Origin of the sequence: Nakamurella sp., from assembly GCF_044224575.1 — a bacterium.
Taxonomy (GTDB): domain Bacteria; phylum Actinomycetota; class Actinomycetes; order Mycobacteriales; family Nakamurellaceae; genus Nakamurella.
On sequence record NZ_JBGAKE010000007.1, the window covers coordinates 82,916 to 102,143 of the forward strand.

Annotated in this window: 19 protein-coding genes, 1 pseudogene and 1 riboswitch; of the genes and pseudogenes, 11 read left to right on the plus strand and 9 right to left on the minus strand. The window is 73.1% G+C overall.

Features of this window, described 5'->3' with window-relative positions; genetic code table 11:
• Positions 1 to 23: 23 nt before the first annotated feature.
• The 4 genes and pseudogenes from ACILSK_RS09915 to ACILSK_RS09930 form a co-directional block, all read right to left on the minus strand.
• Positions 24 to 119: pseudogene (locus ACILSK_RS09915) on the minus strand (hypothetical protein); the annotation flags it as partial.
• Between the two features lie 5 nt (positions 120 to 124).
• Positions 125 to 1,399: an RNA polymerase sigma factor gene (locus tag ACILSK_RS09920; RefSeq protein WP_395726985.1), complete on the minus strand. Its 1,275-nt coding sequence runs from the start codon at positions 1,397 to 1,399 to the stop codon at positions 125 to 127.
• A 23-nt stretch (positions 1,400 to 1,422) separates the two neighbouring features.
• The gene (locus ACILSK_RS09925; RefSeq protein ID WP_395726986.1) at positions 1,423 to 1,779 is read right to left on the minus strand and encodes a YciI family protein; all 357 of its coding nucleotides are present in this window, start codon (positions 1,777 to 1,779) and stop codon (positions 1,423 to 1,425) included.
• A gap of 91 nt (positions 1,780 to 1,870) precedes the next feature.
• Positions 1,871 to 2,524, minus strand: coding sequence for a dihydrofolate reductase family protein (locus tag ACILSK_RS09930; RefSeq protein ID WP_395726987.1), 654 nt, complete (start codon positions 2,522 to 2,524; stop codon positions 1,871 to 1,873).
• Positions 2,525 to 2,654: 130 nt separating this feature from the next.
• On the opposite strand from ACILSK_RS09930, the gene ACILSK_RS09935 reads away from it, so the two are divergent.
• A complete protein-coding gene (locus ACILSK_RS09935) occupies positions 2,655 to 3,578 on the plus strand; it encodes an alpha/beta fold hydrolase (protein ID WP_395726988.1) in 924 nt (307 codons plus the stop codon).
• A 109-nt stretch (positions 3,579 to 3,687) separates the two neighbouring features.
• Entirely contained in the window at positions 3,688 to 3,948 is a 261-nt protein-coding gene (gene rpsT, locus ACILSK_RS09940) for a 30S ribosomal protein S20 (protein ID WP_395726989.1), read from the plus strand.
• Between the two features lie 61 nt (positions 3,949 to 4,009).
• On the opposite strand, the gene holA is transcribed toward rpsT, so the two are convergent.
• Positions 4,010 to 4,987 carry a DNA polymerase III subunit delta gene (gene holA, locus ACILSK_RS09945; protein WP_395726990.1) on the minus strand — a complete coding sequence of 326 codons (978 nt, stop codon included), beginning with the start codon at positions 4,985 to 4,987 and terminating at the stop codon, positions 4,010 to 4,012.
• A gap of 97 nt (positions 4,988 to 5,084) precedes the next feature.
• Positions 5,085 to 5,248, plus strand: a riboswitch (SAM riboswitch).
• Positions 5,249 to 5,261: 13 nt separating this feature from the next.
• On the opposite strand from holA, the gene thrC reads away from it, so the two are divergent.
• The gene (gene thrC, locus ACILSK_RS09950) at positions 5,262 to 6,539 is read left to right on the plus strand and encodes a threonine synthase (protein WP_395726991.1); all 1,278 of its coding nucleotides are present in this window, start codon (positions 5,262 to 5,264) and stop codon (positions 6,537 to 6,539) included.
• A gap of 134 nt (positions 6,540 to 6,673) precedes the next feature.
• Here thrC and ACILSK_RS09955 read toward each other — a convergent pair whose 3' ends face one another.
• From ACILSK_RS09955 to ACILSK_RS09965, 3 genes are all read right to left on the minus strand, one after another.
• Complete coding sequence (locus tag ACILSK_RS09955) at positions 6,674 to 7,516, minus strand: alpha/beta fold hydrolase (RefSeq protein ID WP_395726992.1); 843 nt, start codon at positions 7,514 to 7,516, stop codon at positions 6,674 to 6,676.
• A gap of 150 nt (positions 7,517 to 7,666) precedes the next feature.
• Positions 7,667 to 8,242: an SAP domain-containing protein gene (locus ACILSK_RS09960; protein WP_395726993.1), complete on the minus strand. Its 576-nt coding sequence runs from the start codon at positions 8,240 to 8,242 to the stop codon at positions 7,667 to 7,669.
• A gap of 453 nt (positions 8,243 to 8,695) precedes the next feature.
• Positions 8,696 to 9,988 (minus strand): glutamyl-tRNA reductase, encoded by a 1,293-nt coding sequence (locus ACILSK_RS09965; RefSeq protein WP_395726994.1) that lies wholly within the window; start codon positions 9,986 to 9,988, stop codon positions 8,696 to 8,698.
• A 179-nt stretch (positions 9,989 to 10,167) separates the two neighbouring features.
• On the opposite strand from ACILSK_RS09965, the gene hemE reads away from it, so the two are divergent.
• The 8 genes from hemE to hemL all read left to right on the plus strand — a co-directional run bounded on the left by hemE (position 10,168) and on the right by hemL (position 18,912).
• Positions 10,168 to 11,280, plus strand: coding sequence for a uroporphyrinogen decarboxylase (hemE, locus tag ACILSK_RS09970; protein WP_395726995.1), 1,113 nt, complete (start codon positions 10,168 to 10,170; stop codon positions 11,278 to 11,280).
• Between the two features lie 164 nt (positions 11,281 to 11,444).
• Positions 11,445 to 12,884 carry a protoporphyrinogen/coproporphyrinogen oxidase gene (locus ACILSK_RS09975; RefSeq protein ID WP_395726996.1) on the plus strand — a complete coding sequence of 480 codons (1,440 nt, stop codon included), beginning with the start codon at positions 11,445 to 11,447 and terminating at the stop codon, positions 12,882 to 12,884.
• 30 nt (positions 12,885 to 12,914) lie between these two features.
• Entirely contained in the window at positions 12,915 to 13,646 is a 732-nt protein-coding gene (gene hemQ, locus ACILSK_RS09980) for a hydrogen peroxide-dependent heme synthase (protein ID WP_395726997.1), read from the plus strand.
• On the plus strand, positions 13,643 to 14,890 hold the full coding sequence (locus ACILSK_RS09985; RefSeq protein WP_395726998.1) for a ferrochelatase: 1,248 nt from the start codon (positions 13,643 to 13,645) through the stop codon (positions 14,888 to 14,890). Before hemQ ends, ACILSK_RS09985 begins: the two co-directional genes overlap by 4 nt.
• Positions 14,887 to 15,804 carry a hydroxymethylbilane synthase gene (gene hemC / locus ACILSK_RS09990; RefSeq protein ID WP_395726999.1) on the plus strand — a complete coding sequence of 306 codons (918 nt, stop codon included), beginning with the start codon at positions 14,887 to 14,889 and terminating at the stop codon, positions 15,802 to 15,804. Before ACILSK_RS09985 ends, hemC begins: the two co-directional genes overlap by 4 nt.
• A complete protein-coding gene (locus ACILSK_RS09995) occupies positions 15,801 to 16,598 on the plus strand; it encodes a uroporphyrinogen-III synthase (RefSeq protein ID WP_395727000.1) in 798 nt (265 codons plus the stop codon). The genes hemC and ACILSK_RS09995 overlap by 4 nt, the downstream gene beginning before the upstream one ends.
• Positions 16,598 to 17,587: a porphobilinogen synthase gene (hemB, locus tag ACILSK_RS10000; protein WP_395727001.1), complete on the plus strand. Its 990-nt coding sequence runs from the start codon at positions 16,598 to 16,600 to the stop codon at positions 17,585 to 17,587. The genes ACILSK_RS09995 and hemB overlap by 1 nt, the downstream gene beginning before the upstream one ends.
• A complete protein-coding gene (hemL, locus tag ACILSK_RS10005) occupies positions 17,584 to 18,912 on the plus strand; it encodes a glutamate-1-semialdehyde 2,1-aminomutase (RefSeq protein WP_395727002.1) in 1,329 nt (442 codons plus the stop codon). The genes hemB and hemL overlap by 4 nt, the downstream gene beginning before the upstream one ends.
• Positions 18,913 to 18,933: 21 nt before the next feature.
• Here the strand turns inward: hemL and ACILSK_RS10010 are convergent, their stop codons facing one another.
• Complete coding sequence (locus ACILSK_RS10010; RefSeq protein ID WP_395727003.1) at positions 18,934 to 19,221, minus strand: hypothetical protein; 288 nt, start codon at positions 19,219 to 19,221, stop codon at positions 18,934 to 18,936.
• Positions 19,222 to 19,228 lie beyond the last annotated feature (7 nt).

The following is a 19,228-nucleotide window of genomic DNA, read 5'->3' on the forward strand; positions in this document are numbered from 1 at the left end:
AGCATCCGGTCCGCGAGCGTCGACTTGCCGTGGTCGATGTGCGCGATGATGCAGAAGTTGCGGATCAGCTCCGGCGGGGTGAACGTGCGATGGGCACGAGCGGCTAGACCAGATGTCACGCCGCCTATGTTCCCACGGCTCGGTCCCCGTCGATCCCGGTGCGCCGCAGCCGTAGGAACGCCTGTTCGGCCGGGTTGCCGGTCAGCTCGATCGCCCGGTCGTAGGCGGCCTTGGCCTCGGCCGGCCGATCCAGCCGGCGCAGCAGGTCGGCCCGCGTCAGGTGCCAGGCCGGATAGCCGGTCAGGTCCAGCGGCTCGACCAGCGAGAGCCCCACCATCGGGCCGTCCAGTTCGGCCACCGCCACCGCCCGGTTCAGCTCGACGATCGGCGAGGGCTGCACCACCCGCAGCTGGTCGTAGAGCGCGACGATCTGGCTCCAGTCCGTGCGATCGGCCGTCGGCGCATCGGTGTGCACGGCGTTGATAGCGGCCTGGATCTGGTACGGCCCGGGCCGGTTGCGGTGCAGGCAGGCGCGGACCAGATCGTGCCCCTCCCCGATCAGCGCGCGGTCCCAGCACGAGCGGTCCTGCTCGTCCAGCGGCACCAGCACCCCGTCGCGCAGCCGGGCGGGTCGCCGGGCCCGGGTGAGCAGCATCAGCGCAAGCAGCCCGGTGATCTCGGGTTCCTCGGGCAGCAGGGCCCGCACGACCCGGGTGAGCCGGATCGCCTCGGCACACAAGTCGTCCCGGATCGGGTCGTCGGCGGAGGTGGATAGATAGCCCTCGTTGAAGATCAGGTAGAGCACGGCGAGCACCCCGTCGATCCGCCGCGGGAGGTCGGCGGCCTGCGGCACCCGGTACGGGATGCCCGCGGTCTTGATCTTTCGCTTGGCCCGGGTCAGCCGTTGGGCCATCGTCGGCTCCGGGACCAGGAACGCCCGGGCGATCTCGGCGGCGGTCAGTCCACCCAGCAGCCGCAGGGTGAGCGCGATCCGGGCGTCGGGGGCGAGCGCCGGATGGCAGCAGGTGAAGATCAGCCGGAGCCGATCGTCGGTGATGGCACCGTCCTGCTCGACGACGGCGCCCGCCTCCAGAAGTGGGTCGGGCCGGCTGGCTGTCATGGCGGTGGCCTCGGTGTGGCGGGCGTCCCGGGTGGATTCGCGGCGGATCCGGTCGATCGCCCGGTGGGCCGCGGTGGTCGCCAACCAGGCCCCGGGGTTGGGTGGCCGGCCCTGCTCGGGCCAGGTCTGCAGCGCGGCGAGGAGCGCGTCACCGAGGGACTCCTCGGCCAGGTCGATATCGCCGAACCGGCGGATGAGGCCGGCGACAAGGCGGCCGTGCTCGGCCCGGAACACCTGCTCGATGCTCCGGGCCGTCGGCGCAGCCCCCGTCGGCGGCACGTCGCTCGACAACCTCGGGGCCGTCAGGCCTCGCCCTGGAACGGCCGGACCTCGACCCGGCCCTCGCAGGCCGCGGAGCCCTTGCGGGCCCACTCCAGGGCCTCGTCCAGATCGGCGGCCTCGATCACCCAGAATCCGCCGAGGTACTCCTTGGTCTCGGAGAAGGGACCGTCGGTGATGACGGCCTCGCCGCCGCGGCCGTCGACGACGGTGGCGGACTCGATGCCCTCGAGGCCGCCCGCGAAGACCCAGACGCCGGCCTTGCGCACTTCCTCGTTGAACGCGTCGACCTGCTGGTACATCCGCTGCATGTCCTCGTCGGAGATGGCGGTGACCTCGGCGGGCGACTCGTGGTGGACGGAGAGCATGTACTGCTTCATGGTGGGCTCCTTGCTCAGGTGGATCGGGTGGGGGTACGGACGGTGGGGGACGAAGGGTGTGGCGGCGGACGGTAGGTGGATCAGTCCGGGATCAGACCGGGACCTCGGTGATCACCGCCTCGCCGTCCACGATGCCCAGGTCGCCCCGGGTGAACTCGGCCGGCTCCAGGACCAGGTGGGTGGCGCCGGCCGCGGTGGTCCCCCGGGAGACCGTGCGGAACGCGGACGGCCGGGTGGTGTCGTCGAACAGCCGCTTGCCGTTGCCGACGACGACCGGGAACACCAGCAGCCGGTAGACGTCGACCAGGCCGGCGTTGTGCAGGGTCTGCGCGAGCTGCCAGCTGCCGTGCACCTGCAGCTCCCGACCGGGCCGCTCCTTGAGGGCGCGCACCTGCTCGACGATGTCGTCCCGGAGCACGGTGGTGGGACCCCACGCCGCCTGCTCGTCGGTGAGCGTGGTCGACACCAGGTACTTCGGGTAGGTGTTCAGCACCCTGGCGACCAGTTCGTCCTGATTCGGGTAGGCACTCCAGTAGGTCCGCATCATCTCGAAGGTGCTCCGGCCCAGCAGCACCGCGTCGGCGTGGGCGAACCATTCCTCGTCCACGATCCGGCCGAAGTCCTCGTCGAAGTGCGGGATCACCCAACCGCCACGGGTGAAGCCGCCGGTGGTGTCCTCCTCCGGGCCACCCGGACCTTGCATGACGCCGTCCAGACTGACGAAGGTGTTCACGCTGAGCTTCATGGATCCTCCTGTTTCGTTCCTGACACCATCACCACGAACGGACCGGGGCGCAGACGACAGCTCAGCGGAATTTCGGCCAAGATTTTTTCGCATTCTCGTCGCGGCCGGGTCCGACGTACCGTGGCGGGCGATGAGACGGAGCGTGGTGGCCGCGTTGCTGCTGGTCGCAGCGCTGGCCGTGGTGTCGGGGTGCGCGGGTCCGGTGGGCGCGCCGGTCGACGCATCGGTCTCGGCTTCGCCTCCGCCGTCGGTCACGGCCCCGACACCGGTGTCGGTCACCGCCTCGCCGTCGGCCACCGCCTCGCCGTCGGCCACGGCATCGAGAGGCGCCGTCGCGCTGCCGGATGTCCACCTGGCGGGCGTCAACGACCCGTCGTGCCGGTCCGAGCATCCCCCGGTGGTCCTGCTGCCCGGCACCTTCTCCACGGTCGCCGGCAACTTCACTCCCCTTGCGGCGGCCCTGGCCGCGGACGGCCGGTGCGTGTACGGCACCAACTACGGGCTGGGCGGGGTGGCGCCGGTGCGCGATTCCGCGGCGTCCGTCACAGCCGTCGTCGAGGACGTGCTGGCCGTGACGGGCGCCGACCGGGTCGACGTGGTCGCGTTCTCCCAGGGCGGCCTGGTGCTGCGCACCGCTCTGCGGCTGGACGGGCTCGCCGACCGGGTCGGCACCGCGGTGCTCATCGCACCCACGTTCCACGGCACGACGTCCCCGTTGCTGGACGGCGTGCCGGGGCTGGCCTGCCCGGCCTGCGCCGATCAGACCGCCGGGTCGGCGCTGCTCACCGAGCTGGCCGCCGGCGGCGACCTGGACGGTGACGTCCGGTACGCCACCATCTCCAGCCTGGACGACACGGTGGTCACCCCCGTCCAGGCCCAGTCCCCCGCCGGGCCGGCCGACCGGGTGACGTCGCTGATCGTCCAGGACCGGTGCCCGTCCGTGCGGCTGGAGCACCTGGCGATGCCCGGCGATGCCCGGGTGATCGGCTGGGTGCGGCAGGCTCTGGCCACGCGGGGCCGGCCGGATCCCTCGGCGTTCGCCTGCCCGAAGTAACCACCCCACCAGGGCGTTTGTCGGTCTTTCGGTCCGGCTGGTAACGTGGACGGCCGTGTGTGCCCGACGGCGCCACGAAACTCCGACGACGAAACGAAGGCATTCCGGCGTGGCCAACATCAAGTCCCAGATCAAGCGCAACCGCACCAACGAGCTCGCGCGTCAGCGCAACAAGTCGGTCAAGTCGTCGCTCAAGACGAGCGTGCGCAAGGTGCGGACCGCTGCCGACTCCGGCGACAAGGCGGCCGCCGAGGTCGAGCTGAAGGCCGCGTGCCGCGGCCTGGACAAGGCCGCCTCCAAGGGCATCATCCATGCGAACCAGGCCGCCAACCGCAAGTCGGCCCTGACCGTGCTGGTCAACCAGATCTGACCCTGCCGTTCCGACAGCCGGTGACTGCCTTCGGTCACCGGCTGTTTGCCGTCGGCTGGAGTCATCGGCCCCGTCGTGCCTGCACCAGGTCGATGACCGCCTTCTCCAGCGCGTACTCCGGGTCGACGGCGACCCCCTTGACCGCCGCATTCAGCGCGGCCACGATCGCCATCCCGCCGGCGAGCCCGGCCGGCGTCCAGCCGCGGGCCATGCCCCGCGCCCGGTCGATCTTCCAGGGCGGCATGCCCAACTCCGACGCCATCGCGTAGGAGTTCCCGCCCTTCACGGCCGACACCCGGGACACCGTCCGCACGCCGTCGGCCAGCGCGTCGGCGATCAACACCGGTGCCACCCCGACTCCCAGCGCCCAGCGCAGCGACTCCAACGCGCCGGCCAGGTCGCCGGACATGGTGGCGTCGGACACGGTGAACCCGCTCACCTCGGCCCGGCCGGTGTGGTAGCGCCGGACCGCCTTCTCGTCGACCGTGCCGCCGGTGTCGGCGACGAGCTGGTCGGCCGCGGAGGCCAGCTCGCGCAGATCGGACCCGATCGCCTCGACCAGCGCCGTCACCGCCGTCGGGTTGGTGCGGCCGCCGGCCCGGCGGATCTCGGCGCGGACGAAGTCGATCCGCTCGTTGAGTCGGGTGATCTTGTTGCAGGTCACCACGGCCGCGCCACCCTTGGTCAGGGCATCGACGATCCCCTTGTTCCGCGCCCCACCGGGATGGTGCAGCACCAGCCAGACACCGTCGACCGGGTCCTTGACGTACGCGGCCAGCTCGCCGGCGAGATCCTTGGACGCCTCATGCGCGCCGCGGATCACCACCACCCGCGGCTCGGCGAACAGACTCGGCGCGACCAGATCGGAGAACTCCCCCGCCGTCAGCCCGGCACCGGTCCCGTCCCGGCGCTCCACCCCCGGATCCACCCGCCGCGCCGCCGCCACCGCCCGGGCGATCGCCCGGTCGACGAGCAGCGCCTCGTCGCCCGTCACCAGGGTGAGCGGGGCGAGATCCACCGTGTCGGCCATGACGGACATGGTGCCAGCCGGGTCGGACAGCGCCGTGCCGGTCCGTCACCGGACCCATGGGCCGACCCACCCGTATGCGTTACGATGCTCGGACAACTTCATAACCACCTCATCCAGAGGGGCAGAGGGATACGGCCCGACGAAGCCCCGGCAACCACCGTCGATGATCTTTTCTCGTGACCCACGCCCGCGTTCGCGCGGCGGTGCGGTTCTCGGGGCCGATCGACAGCAGGTGCCACTTCCGTCCCGCTTCGGCGGGGAAGATGAGCAGAAAGGCCTCGTCATGACCTCTGTGCTGTCCACACCCGAAACTGCCACGGCGACCGTGGATCTCGGTCCCGCCGTCGCGCTGTCCTGCCGCGAGTGCGGCAATCGGGTCGACCTCGGTCCGTATTACGCGTGTACCGAGTGCTTCGGTCCGCTCGAGGTCGCCTACGAATTCGCCTTCCGCGGCGACGACCTCAAGCGGCGGATCGAGGCCGGTCCCCAGAACATCTGGCGCTACGCATCGCTGCTGCCGGTGCCGGCCGACATCGCCGGCACCCCGAACATCAATCCGGGCCAGACCAAGTTGATCCGCGCCGACAACCTGGCCAAGGAGCTGGGCATGCGCCGGCTGTGGGTCAAGGACGATTCCGGCAACCCGACCCACTCGTTCAAGGACCGGGTCGTCGCGGTCGCGCTGGCCGCCGCCCGGCAGCTCGGCTTCACCGTGCTGGCCTGCCCCAGCACCGGAAACCTCGCCAACGCGGTCGCCGCCGCCGCGGCCCGGGCCGGCATCCGCTCCGTGGTGATGATCCCGTCGAACCTGGAGCAGCAGAAGATCCTGACCACCGCCGCCTACGGGGGCACTCTGGTCGCCGTCGACGGCACCTACGACGACATCAACCGGCTGGCCGGCGAGATCGCCGCCGAGCAGGAGGACTGGGCGTTCGTCAACGTCAACGTCCGCCCGTACTACGCGGAGGGGTCCAAGACCCTGGCCTTCGAGGTCGCCGAACAGCTCGGCTGGCGGCTGCCGGACCAGGTCGTGGTGCCGATCGCGTCCGGCGCGCAGCTGGTCAAGATCGACAAGGGCTTCACCGAGCTGGGTGAGCTCGGCCTGGTCGACGCCACGCCGTACAAGGTGTTCGGCGCGCAGGCCACCGGCTGCTCCCCCGTCGCCGAGGCGTTCAAGAACGGCTGGGACGTCGTCAAGCCCGTCCGGCCGGACACCATCGCCAAATCGCTGGCCATCGGCAACCCGGCCGACGGCCCCTACGTGCTCGACGTCACCCGGCGCACCGGAGGCACCATCGAGGACGTCAGCGACGACGAGGTCATCGCGGGCATCAAGCTGCTGGCCCGCACGGAGGGCATCTTCGGCGAGACCGCCGGCGGCGTCACCATCGCCACCCTGCGCAAGCTGCTGGCCACCGGGCAGCTCGATCCGGACGCCGAGACCGTCGTGTTCAACACCGGCGACGGGCTCAAGACGCTGGACGCCATCGCCGGCGAGGTGGGGCCGACGGCCACCATCAAGCCGACCCTGGGCGCGTTCGAGGCGGCCGGGCTGATGTAGCTCCGGCACTGCTCCCGGATCCCGGGACTACAGCAGCGCCCAGGACGCCAGGCCGATCGCCACGCCCACCCCGACGGCCGTCGCGGCCGTGGCCGCGAGCACGCACGCGAGGGTGACCGCGGTCCGGGCCGTGCTCATCGGGCCTCGGCGGCGGTGCTCGCCTGCTGCCGCAGGAACGTCAGCATCTGCCGGGCGACCAGGTCGGGGTGGTCGGAGATCGGGACGTGGTTCAGCCCGGTCAGCCACCGCAACTGCGAGCCCGGCACCAGCGCGAGATAGCGGGCGATCTGTTGCGGCATCAGCGGATCCGCCGTGCCCTGCAGGAACAGGGTGGGCGCGGTAATGCTGTGCAGGTGGGTCGGCATGTCGAACATGGCCGACCAGTTGGCCGCGTCGTAGGCCGGCGCGTCGGCGTAGCCGGCCAGCAGCCGCCGGGCGTCGGCGGCGGTGAGCTGCCACGGCAGGCTGCGGTTCCCCGCGAAGAAGATGGACCGGCCCAGCGGGGTCCGGCTCAGCGGTTCCGCGATCGGCGCCAGGGTCTGGGCCATGGTGCGCCCGGCGGACAGGGCCAGGAAACCCTGCAGCCGCTCGACCGGCGTGCCCAGACCGTCGGGGGCGATCGCGATGACGGACCGGACCCGATCGGTGCCGGCCAGGTGGATGGCGATCCGGGCGCCCAACGAGTATCCGGCGACGTGGTAGCTGTGCACGCCCAGGGCGTCGAGGGCGTCGTTGACCGCGGCGGCCAGGTTGCCGGCCGTGGGGGGCACGCCGGCCGGCAGCGCGGGTGACTGCCCGAACCCGGGCACATCCAGTGCGATGACGTCGAACTCGGCCGCCAACCGGTCCAGCACCGGCCGCCACCCGACATGTGATTCACCAATGCCGTGGAGCAGGACCAGCGGCTCCCCGGCCCCGGCCCGGTGCCCGAACAACGGTCCCGCGGTCGGGGTGTTCTGGATTGCTGCAGTGCTCATGCCGGACTCCTGTGGTGGTGAAAGAGGCGATCCCCCAGCGACTTCGGGTCGACCGGTGGGCAGACGAACGACGCCGGCCCGGGCAGCACCAGGGCTGCCTGGACCGGCGTCGTCGTCATGCGGGTGGAACGAAATGTGCTGCGGCGCTGACTACTCGCTGTCGGAACCGACCAGCCGCTCGATCAGCTCGTCGACGGTCCCGGTCTTGGGCAGACCCCGCTCGGCCAGCTGGTCGGACAGCTCGGCCTTGGTCAGACCCTCGTACGGCTCCCGAGCCTGCTCGCGGGCCTGCTTGGCCGCGGCCCGCTCGGCCCGCTTGACCGCGCGCTCCTGCTCCTTGGCGGCTTCCTCGGCCTGCTCGGCCTGCTCGTTGGCCAGGTCCTCGGCCTTGCGGGCCTGCTCGGTGGCCACATCGGCGACGGCGTCGACCTGATCGGCCACGACACCGCCGACCTTCTCGGCCTGCTCCCGGACGGTGCCGGACAGCGAGTCCACGATCTCGGCCCAGCGGGTCGCCAACTCGCGGTTCGCGTCGACGACCTGCTGGACGAACTCGAAATACTGGGTGACCGGCTCGGTCAGGTCGAACTTGGGCATCCGGGCCACCAGACCGGCCTGGTCGGTGAAGACCCGAACGCCCCGCTTCCAGGACTCCACCGACTTCTCGGTGGCCTCACGCGCCTGGGCAGCGCCGGCGGTGTATCCATCAGTGTTGATGACGGTCATGACACTCCTTGTCATACAGTCTTTCTCGGAGCCCGCGACAGAGCGTCGGCGGGCAGCTGGGGGACGGACACGACCGCGCGGCAGTTCCGGCCGGCCGGTCGCGATTGGTGATGCAGCTCAGCGCGACCGATCACCGGCCCGCCGTCCCCTGTTAGCTACGTTAGCCACTCCCGAGCTAACGGGGACCACCCCTAAGGGTGTGGCCGTCCATCGGTCGGTGTGCGGCCGGACTCGGGCCGGGCCGGCCCGGACCCCGTCGATCCAGGTCAGGGCCGGTCCTGGGTCGGTCGGAGCGGCTGCCCGGCGAGCCGCCGAACGTCGCCGGACGCGACCCCCGTCACACCGCGGGACCCCCGAATGGCCTACAAGAGCCAATCATCGAGGCGTGACTCACCAGACAGGAAAAGACGTTTCGTTTCGCGCCGGCCGATTTGCCCGAGCCGGGGCGGCGGATCAGCTGGTGCGCAGCGCCGACACCGGATGGACCGCGGTCTCGGAGTCGTGGATGTCGATGCCGAACAGGGTGTGCAGCGCCTGGACGTACCCGGCCCCGTCCCCGGTGCGGGCCAGCTCCTGCGCACGCAGCGTGGGGGTGTGCAGCAGCGCCTGGGTGACCCGGTGCAGGGCACGTTCCATGTCGGCCGCGACGTCGGCCGGGTACTTGGCCCGCAGCCGGTCCAGCTCCTTCTGCATCGTGCCCGAGACGTGCTGGCGCAGGGCCACGACGGCGGGGTCGAGCCGGCGGATCGCCATCCGCTCCTCGAACGCGGCCACCCCGGCGATCACGATGTCCTGGGCGGCGACGACGGCCTCCAGATGGGCCGGGTCGACCGAGCTCTGGACCGAGTGCAGATCGACGACGCGCACTCCCGGCACCTGCCGACCCGGTGCCGCGACGTGCGGGTGCAGCGCCAGGTCGATGATCGGCAGCGGGGTGGTCCGCCCGGCGACCGCCGCGGTCAACAGGGGCACGTCCAGCATGCCGGCGGACTGCCCGCTGCAGGCGACCACCAGATCGACCCCGGCCATCGTCCCGGCGAGTTCGGCGACGTCGACCGGGGTGGCCGCGTGCCGGGCCGCGAAGGCGTCCGCCCGTCCGCTGGGCGAGTGCACGAGCAGCCGCTGCACCCCCCGGGCCCGCAGCTCGGCGGCCACCACCCGGGCGTACGCCCCGGTCCCGATGACGAGGGCGGAGCCGATCGGCGCGGCCTGCCCGTCGAAGCCGCTGATGTCCAGGGCGACCGAGGCGACCGACCGGCCGGCGGCGCCCAGTCCGGTCTCGGTGGCCACCTGCTTGGCCACCCGGGCGGCGTGCTGAAAGAGCTGGTTGAGCGCCGGCGACGCGGTCCCCGCAGCCTGCGCCTCGCGCAGCGCCCGGGCGATCTGCCCGGCGATCTCGGCCTCGCCGACCACCATCGAGTCCAGTCCGGAGGCGACCGTCAACAGGTGCGCCACGGCGGGGGCGCCGACCCGGACCTTGAGCATTCCGCTGACCTCGTCGGCGTCCAGCCCGGTGACCTGAGCCAGCCGGCCGGCGACCCCGTCGATCGCGTCATGGAACCGGGCCGCGTCCAGGTAGATCTCCAGGCGATTGCAGGTGGTGATCACCACTGCGCCGTCCATCGGGACGTCGGGCTGCCGGACGAGGTCGCCGACGGCTCGGCTGAGCAGCGTCGGGTGCAGGGCGAGCCGGTCCAACTGCGTCAGCTCGAGGTCGTGATGGCTGGCGCCAAGAACCATGAGCATGATCGCGGATGCTACCGGCGCACCCGGGGGTCACGGTACGAAGGCAAGCCTCACCTGCCTTGGCCGACCCCCGTTGACCTGCATTTTCGTTGCGCGCGGAGGCGACGGGTCGTGGCCGACCCCACCGTTCGCGCCACCTGGGCCGGCCGGTCCGGCCGGGATGACACCATGGAGGAGCCATGACTGTTTCCCCGCCCCCCGCGCCCGCCCCGCCTACCGCTCCGGGGTCCGTCCTGACGGCGCGGCACCCGCTGGTGGACGGCCACACCGCCGACGCGCCGCTGCTGGCTGCCTACCGCGGACGCCGACCGGCGCACCGGCCGGTCTGGTTCATGCGGCAGGCCGGCCGCTCGCTGCCCGAGTACCGCGAGGTCCGTCGCGGCATCGGCATGCTCGAGTCCTGCCTGATGCCCGACCTGGCCGCCGAGATCACCCTGCAGCCGGTCCGCCGGCACGGCGTCGACGCGGCCATCCTGTTCAGCGACATCGTCGTCCCGCTCAAGCTGGCCGGCGTGGACGTGCAGATCGTCGCCGGCACCGGGCCGGTGGTCGCGTCCCCGATCCGGACCGCCGCCGACGTGGCCGCGTTGCCGCCGTTGGATCCCGACGCCCTGGCCCCGGTGGCCGCGGAGGCCGCGGCCGTGGTCGCCGAGCTGGGCAGCACTCCGCTGATCGGCTTCGCCGGGGCGCCGTTCACCCTGGCGTCCTACCTGGTCGAGGGCGGGCCGAGCAAGGATCACCGGCGGACCAAGACGCTGATGCACGCGGCACCCGACGTCTGGCACGCGCTGGCCGCCTGGGTGGCCGACGTCACCGGATCGTTCCTGCGGGCCCAGGTTCTCGCCGGGGCGTCCGCGGTGCAGGTCTTCGACTCGTGGGCCGGCGGGCTGAGCCGACCCGACTATCAGCGATTCGTCGCCGGGCACTCGGCCGCCGTGTTCGCTGCGGTCGCCGACCTGGACGTGCCCCGGGTGCACTTCGGCGTCGGCACCGGTGAGTTGCTGACGGCCATGCGCGACGTCGGCGCCGACGTGGTCGGCATCGACCACCGGGTGCCGCTGGACGTCGCCAGCGAGCGACTGGGCGGCGCCGTGCCGATCCAGGGCAACATCGACCCGGCCCTGCTGTTCGCCGGCCGGGACGCGCTGCACGCGCACACGCTGGACGTCATCCGGCGCGGCGCCTCCGCGCCCGGGCACGTGCTGAACCTGGGCCACGGTGTCCCGCCGGACACCGACCCGGACGTGCTGACCGAGCTCGTCGAGTTCATCCACGCGCAGCCATCGGCATGAGCGGGACATGATCACTCACTCCCGGCCGGGCGATGCCAACCGCTCGATCGCCGCTCCAGGAACCGCGACGCTGATCAACTCGGCGCGGAGTGCCGGAAATGTCGGGTCTGCTGCCGAGTTGATCAGCGTGGTTCGGCGCGCGACCCCGGCGGTGACAACCCGGCATGGCGCCTGACCTGCCGGGCGGCCGGCCGAGGAATCCGGTGCTGGTGCTCGGCGGCGGGATCGGCGGGCTGACCGTCGCGCTCGACCTGGCCCGCGCCGGACTGCGCCCGCTGGTGCTCGAAGCGGGCGCGGTTCCGGGCGGGGTGGTGTCGTCCCACACCGTCGGCGGGCTCACCCTGGATGCGGGCGCCGAGTCGTTCGCCGTGGGGCGACCGGCCACCGCGGCGCTGATCGACGATCTCGGCCTCACCGACCGGGTCGTGTCGCCGTCGCCGGTCGGCGCCTGGGTACGGCACGCCGGCGGCGCGGCCCCGTTGCCGGCCCTGGCGTACCTGGGCATCCCCGGGCACCCATGGGCGGCCGACGTGCGGCGGATCATCGGGCTCCCCGGCTCCTTTCGGGCGCTGCTGGACCGGGTCCGCCCCGTCCGGGCGGCCGAAGGGTCGCCGGGTTCGCTGGGCGCGCTGGTCCGGCAGCGGATGGGCCGGCGGGTGCTCGACCGGCTGGTCGAGCCGGTCGCCGGCGGCGTCTACGCCGCCGACCCGGACACGCTCGACCTCGGCATCGTCGCCCCCGGCCTGCCGGCCGCGCTGCGCCGGACCGGGTCGCTGGCCGCCGCCGCCCGGGAGCTGCGCGGTGCCGGGGGCCGGCCCGGTTCGGCCGTCGCGTCCCTGATCGGCGGGCTGCACACCCTCGTGCCGGCGCTGGTCGACGGCGTGACGGCGGCCGGCGGGATGGTGCGGACCGGAGTGCGGGTCGATGCCCTGTCGGCCTCCACCGCCGGCGGTTGGCTGGTGGCCACCGACGCCGGCGAGTTCCGCGCCGACCGGGTCGTGCTGGCACTGCCGGCGCCCGCATCGGCGCAGCTGTTGGCCGCGGCGCGGTTGCCGGCCGTGTCCGCGGTCGATGTGCTGGCCCAGCCGGTCAGCCCGGTCGCGCTGGTCACGCTGGTCATCGACGACGCTCGGCTCGATGCCGCCCCGCGCGGCACCGGCATCCTGGTGTCGGCCCGGGTGCGTGGGCCGCGGGCCAAGGCGCTCACCCACGCCACCGCGAAGTGGCCCTGGTTGGCGGCTACCGCCGGTCCCGGCCGGCACGTGCTGCGGCTGTCCTACGGACGCGGGCCGGCCGATCGGTTGCCCGGTGACGCCGATCTGCCCGGTCTCGCCCTGGCCGACGCGGTCGACCTGCTCGGCGTGCCGCTGCCGGCCGGCGCTCTGGTGGACGCGGACGTGGTGCACTGGGATGCCGCGTTGCCGGTCCCCCGGCCCGGCCACGCCGACACGGTGGCCACACTGCGCACCGCGGCGGCCCCCGCCGGCCTGACCGTCGTGGGCTCCGCGGTCGCCGGAACCGGGTTGGGCGCCGTGATCGGCGACGCCCGCGCGCAGGCCCGCACCCTGATCGATGTGGTCAGTTCAACGCCCGCGGCCGGCTGAGTCCGGCGCGGGGTGAGGAAGGATGGACACGTGACGAACGAGCAACCGGACACCGCGGTCCAGCGGCCGGCCCGCTCCCGGCCATCGGCCCGGGAGATCAACGACCAGATCATGTACACCGCGTACGCCGTCTACGCCCGCGCCGACGACCTGGACGCGCCCACCGAGAAGGCCACCGCCGAGCTCGCCGAGCTGGTCACCGAACTGGCCGACGGCGGGGTGCGGATCCGCGGCTTCTACGACGTCTCCGGGATGCGCGCCGACGCCGACCTGATGGTGTGGTGGTACGCCCCGACCGCCGAGCAGCTGCAGGCCGCGGCGCGGTCGCTGCGCCGCACCAGCGTCGGCCGGAGCCTGTCGCCGTTCTGGTCGGCCATGGGCCTGCACCGGCCGGCCGAGTTCAACAAGGGTCACATCCCGGCGTTCCTGGCCGGCGCCCCGGCCAAGAACTGGGCGACCGTGTACCCGTTCGTCCGGTCCTACGAGTGGTACCTGCTGCCCGACGCGGAGCGCCGCGGCATGCTCGTCGAGCACGGCACGATGGGCCGCGAGTACGACCAGGTGCTGTCCAACACGGTCGCCGCGTTCGCCCTCGGCGACTACGAGTGGCTGCTGGCCCTGGAGGCCGACGAGCTGCACGACACCGTCGACCTGATGCGCCATCTGCGCGCGTCCGGGGCGAGAATGCACGTCCGGGAGGAAGTTCCGTTCTTCAGTGGCCGTCGCGTCGACGAGGCCGGGGTGGTCGAGGTCCTGCGATGACCCTCGCCTCCACCGAATCCGCGGCGACCGCGACGGATCCGACCGCACCCGGCTACGACGCCGTGCTGCTGGCCGGCTTCGGCGGGCCCGAGGGGCCCGACGACGTGATGCCGTTCCTGCGCAACGTCACCCGCGGCCGCGGCATCCCGGACGAGCGGCTGGTCGAGGTCTCGCACCACTACCAGGCGCTGGGCGGCCGGTCGCCGATCAACGAGCAGTGCCGGGCGCTGCAGGCCGCCCTGCAGGCCGAGCTGGACGTGCCGGTGCTGTGGGGCAACCGGAACTGGGATCCCTATGTGGCCGACGTCATCCGCGATGCCAACGCCGGCGGCCTGACCCGGCTGCTGGGCGTGGCCACCTCCGCGTACTCGTCCTACTCCTCGTGCCGGCAGTACCGCGAGGACTTCGGGATGGCGCTGGAGTCCACCGGGCTGATCGGATCGGTGCGGATCGACAAGGTGCGGCCGTATTTTGACCTGCCCGGGTTCCGCGCCCCGTTCGTGGAGGGCACCGTCGCCGCCCTGCGGGAAGCCGGCGCCGCCGGCGTCCCGGTCGCGGATCTGGAGATCGTCTTCACCACCCACTCGATTCCGACCACGATGGCTGACGCCTCCGGGTCGGCGGCACTCGGAGACCACGGGGACGGCGGCGCCTACGTCGCCCAGCATCTGGCCGTCGGCGCGGCCGTGATCGACGAGGTCGTGGCGGCGATGGGTCTGGCGAACGGGGCGGTCCCGGCCTGGCAGCTGGCCTACCAGTCCCGGTCGGGCCCGCCGTCCGTGCCGTGGCTGGAGCCCGACATCAACGATGTCATCGGCGACCTGGCCGCCGCCGGCCGGCGCGGCGTCGTGGTGGTGCCGATCGGTTTCGTCTCCGACCACGTCGAGGTGATCTGGGACCTGGACCGGGAAGCCGCGGAGACCGCCCGGGAGGCCGGCCTGTTCTTCGCCCGGGTCGGCACCCCGGGCACCGACCCCCGGTTCGTCGCCGACCTGGCCGCGCTGATCCGTCAGCGACTGGGCGCCGCGGACGCGGCGGCGTCGGGCGCCGATGACCGGTTCCCCGGGCTGGCCGGGGTGACCCGACGGCCCGACTTCTGCGCGACGCGCTGCTGCGTGAACGCGCGGGTGACCCGGCCGACCACCGCGGCGGTCGATTCCGCCACTGACTGGCAGAGCCTGGCGGTCGATCCCGCACGACTCGCCGCCTCGGGCATCCGCGGAGTGGACGCGTCGGTCCGGTGAGCGATCGGGTCCTACGGGTCGGCACCCGGGGCAGTGCCCTGGCCCTGGCCCAGTCCGGCATGGTGGCCGACCGGATCGCCGGGATCGCCGGCTGCTCCGTCGAACTCGTCCGCATCCGCACCGAGGGCGACGTGAACACCGGGCCGCTGGCCACCATCGGCGGCACCGGGGTGTTCGTGACCGGAGTCCGCACCGCCCTGCTGGACGGCCGGGTGGATGTGATCGTGCACTCGTACAAGGACCTGCCGACCGCCCCGGCCGCCGGCATCTCGTTGACCGCGGTTCCCTTGCGGGAGAACCCGTTCGACGCGCTCTGCGCCCGCAACCGGCTCACCCTGGACGAGCTGCCGGCGGCCTCGACCGTCGGCACCGGGTCCCCCCGGCGGGCCGCCCAGCTGCTCACCCACCGGCCGGACCTGCAGGTGGTGTCGATCCGCGGCAACGTCGACACCCGGCTGCGCAAGGTGACCGACGGCGAGCTGGACGCGGTGGTGCTCGCCGCGGCCGGGCTCAACCGGCTGGGCCGGTCCGACGCGATCAGCCAGATCCTGGACACCGACATCATGCTGCCGGCGCCGGCCCAGGGTGCGCTGGCCGTCGAGACCCGGGCCGGCGGGCCGGCCTGGTTCACGGAGGCGGTGCGGGCCCTCGACGATCCGGTGACCCGGGCGGCCGTGCTGGCCGAGCGGGCCCTGCTGCGCGACCTGGAGGCCGGCTGCAGCGCGCCGGTGGGCGCGTTCGGGCAGGTGACGGGCGACTCGCTGACCCTGCGGGCAGTGGTGGTGGCGGTCGGCGGCGGTGACGAGTTCCGGGTGCTGCGCGGCGGCCCGGTGTCGGCGGCGAGCGAGCTGGGCGCGGCGGCGGCCGCCGAACTGCTGGCCCAGGGCGCGGCCCGCCTGTTGGGTGCACGGTGACCGGGCCGACGCCGTTGGCCGGCTGGCGGGTGCTGGTGCCGCGGCCGGCCGATCGCGCCGCCGACCTGGTCGGCGCGTTGACCGCCGCCGGGGCGGCGCCGGAGGTCGTCGAACTGATCTCGATCCAGCCGCCGGCCGACGCCGGCGCGCTGGATCTGGCCGTGCTCGCGCTGTCCCGCGGGGACTACGCCTGGGTGGCCTTTACCTCAGTGAACGCGGTGGACTCCGTGGTGTCGCGGGCCGCCGCGTTGGCGGTGGCACCGGTGCCGGCCGACACCCGGGTGGCGGCGGTCGGCCCGACCACGGCCGCGGCGGTGCGGCGCGCGGGCCTGCGGGTCGACCTGGTCCCGCCGGCGCGCGGGTCGGCCGCGGCCCTGGCCGCCGTCTTCCCACACGCCTCGGCGGCCGACCCACGGCCCGAGTCGGTGCTGCTGCCCCGGTCCGACCTGGCGCCCGACCTGCTGCCGGATGAGCTGACCGGCAAGGGATACCGGGTGGATTCGGTGGTCGCCTACCGGACCGTGGTGACCCCACCGTCACCGGCGGTCGCCCACCGGCTGGCGGCTGGGGACGTCGACGCCGTCCTGCTCACCTCGCCCAGCACGGTGCGGGCGCTGGCCGGCCTGCCGATCGCCGGCCGCACCGCCCTGGGGGCGATCGGCCGGCCCACCCGCTCGGCCGCCGTCGACTCCGGCCGCGAGATCGCCTTCGTCGCGACCGAACCCAGCAGCCCGGGCCTGGTCTCCGCACTGATCGCCTACGCCCACTCGATCCGCTCGATCCAGGAGTCCTGATGTTTCCCACCGACCGCCCCCGACGGCTGCGGCGCACCCGGCCGATCCGCCGGCTCGTCGCCGAGACCCGGCTGCACCCGGCCGATCTCGTGCTGCCGCTGTTCGTCAAGGAGACGCTGACCGAGCCGTCGCCGCTGACCTCCATGCCCGGCGTGCTCCAACACACCCGGGATTCCCTGCGCAAAGCGGCCGTCGACGCGGTCGAGGCCGGTGTCGGCGGGCTGATGGTGTTCGGCGTGCCCGCGGTACGCGATGCCGTCGGCTCCCGGGCCACCGACCCGGCCGGCATCCTCAACGTCGCCATGGCCGACTTGCGGTCCGAGGTCGGCGACGCCACCGTGCTGATGGCCGACCTGTGCCTGGACGAGTTCACCGACCACGGGCACTGCGGGGTGCTCACCGCCTCCGGGGCCGTCGACAACGATGCGACGCTGGAGCGGTACCGGGACATGGCCGTCGCGCTGGCCACGGCCGGCAGCGACATGGTCGGCACCTCCGGGATGATGGACGGCCAGGTCGGCGCCGTGCGCGACGCGCTGGACGGGGCCGAGTACGCCGACACCGCGGTCTTCGCCTACGGCGCCAAGTACGCCTCGGCCTTCTACGGCCCGTTCCGGGAGGCCGTCGACTCGGCGTTGCAGGGCGACCGGCGGACCTACCAGCAGGACCCGGCCAACCGCCGGGAAGCGGCCCGGGAGGTGGCGCTGGACGTCGCCGAGGGGGCCGACCTGATCATGGTCAAGCCGGCCATGGCCTACCTGGACGTGCTCGCCGATGTCGCTGCCGCCGCCACCGTTCCCGTTGCCGCCTACCAGGTCTCGGGCGAGTACTCGATGATCGAGGCGGCCGCGGCGAACGGCTGGATCGACCGGAGCCGGGCCATCGCGGAGACACTGACCGGGATCAGACGGGCCGGGGCGCAGATCGTGCTGACCTACTGGGCGGCCGAGGTGGCGGCTGAACTGTCCGCCGGAAGGGACTTCTCGTGAGCAGCACGTCCAGCAGGGGGGCGCACACGGAGAGCGAGGCACTGTTCGAGCGGGCGCAGGCCGTCACCCCGGGCGGGGTGAACTCGCCGGTGCGGGCGTTCCGCTCGGTCGGCGGCACACCCCGGTTCATGGTGTCCGGCCAGGGCCCGCGGATCACCGACGCCGACGGGAACACCTACGTCGACCTGGTCGGGTCGTGGGGGCCGATGATCCTGGGCCACGCCCACCCGGCGGTGCTGGACGCGGTCGGCAAGGCCGCGGCCAAGGGGCTGTCGTTCGGCACGCCCGGGCCGGGTGAAGTGCTGCTGGCCGAGGAGATCGTCGCCCGGGTCGGGCCCGTCGAGCAGGTGCGGCTGGTCTCCTCGGGCACCGAGGCGACGATGTCGGCGGTGCGGCTGGCCCGCGGGTTCACCGGTCGGCCCAAGATCGTCAAGTTCGCCGGCTGCTACCACGGCCACGTCGATGCGCTGCTGGCCGCGGCCGGGTCGGGCGTCGCGACGTTCGCACTGCCCGACTCCCCCGGCGTCACCGCGGCGACCACCGCCGAGGTGATTGTGTTGCCGTACAACGATTTGGAGTCGGTGCGGGCCGCGTTCGCCGCCCACCCGGGCGAGATCGCCGCAATCATCGTCGAAGCCGCCGCCGCGAACATGGGCGTGGTGCCGCCCCTGCCGGGTTACACCGCCGGGCTGGCGCAGATCGCCCATGGCGACGGGGCGCTGCTGATCACCGACGAGGTGATGACCGGGTTCCGGGTCGGCCCGTCGGGCATGTACGGGCTGGACGGCGCCCTGGAGGGCTGGCAGCCGGACCTGATGACGTTCGGCAAGGTGATCGGCGGGGGCCTGCCGGTCGGCGCGTTCGGCGGGCGCGCGGACGTGATGGCCATGCTCGCCCCCAACGGGCCGGTCTACCAGGCCGGCACGCTGTCCGGGAACCCGATCGCCACCGCCGCCGGCCTGGCGACCCTGCGCAACTGCACCCCGACGGTGTACGCGCACCTGGACCGGACCGCCGCCACCGTGGGCGATCTCGCCTCCGCCGAGCTGGCCACGGCCGGGGTCCCGCACCGCCTGCAGCGGGCCGGGAATCTGTTCTCCATCTTCTTCGCCGAGCACGAGGTCGAGAACTACGATCAGGCTCGCGGTCAATCCGTCGCGGCGTTCGCCGCGTTCTTCCACGCCATGCTCGACGCCGGGGTCTACCTGCCGCCGTCGGCGTTCGAGGCCTGGTTCGTCTCGGCCGCGCACGACGATGAGGCGCTGGAGACGATCGCCGCCGCGCTGCCCGGCGCGGCCCGGGCGGCGGCCGCGGCGCTGGGCTGAGCCCGCGCGCGGCCCGCCGGGTCAGTCGGGCGCCGCCACGGACGCCTCGAGCCGGGCCCGCTCATCGGCGATGGCGGTGCGTCCGGCCTCGGTCAGCCGGTTCCACTGCAGGTCGAGCACCGCAACGGCGGCGATCTTCTCGATGCCGAGCAGCGCGCTCACGGCATCCCGCGCGGCGTCCCGGTCCGCGGCCGCGACGATCACCGGCAGCACTTCGGCGTGCCGGCGCAGCGCCTCGTCGATCGCCGCCAGGATGATCAGCCGCTGCTCGGCCATCTCCCGACGCCTCTGCCCGCCGTCGATCGTCATGTGCTCC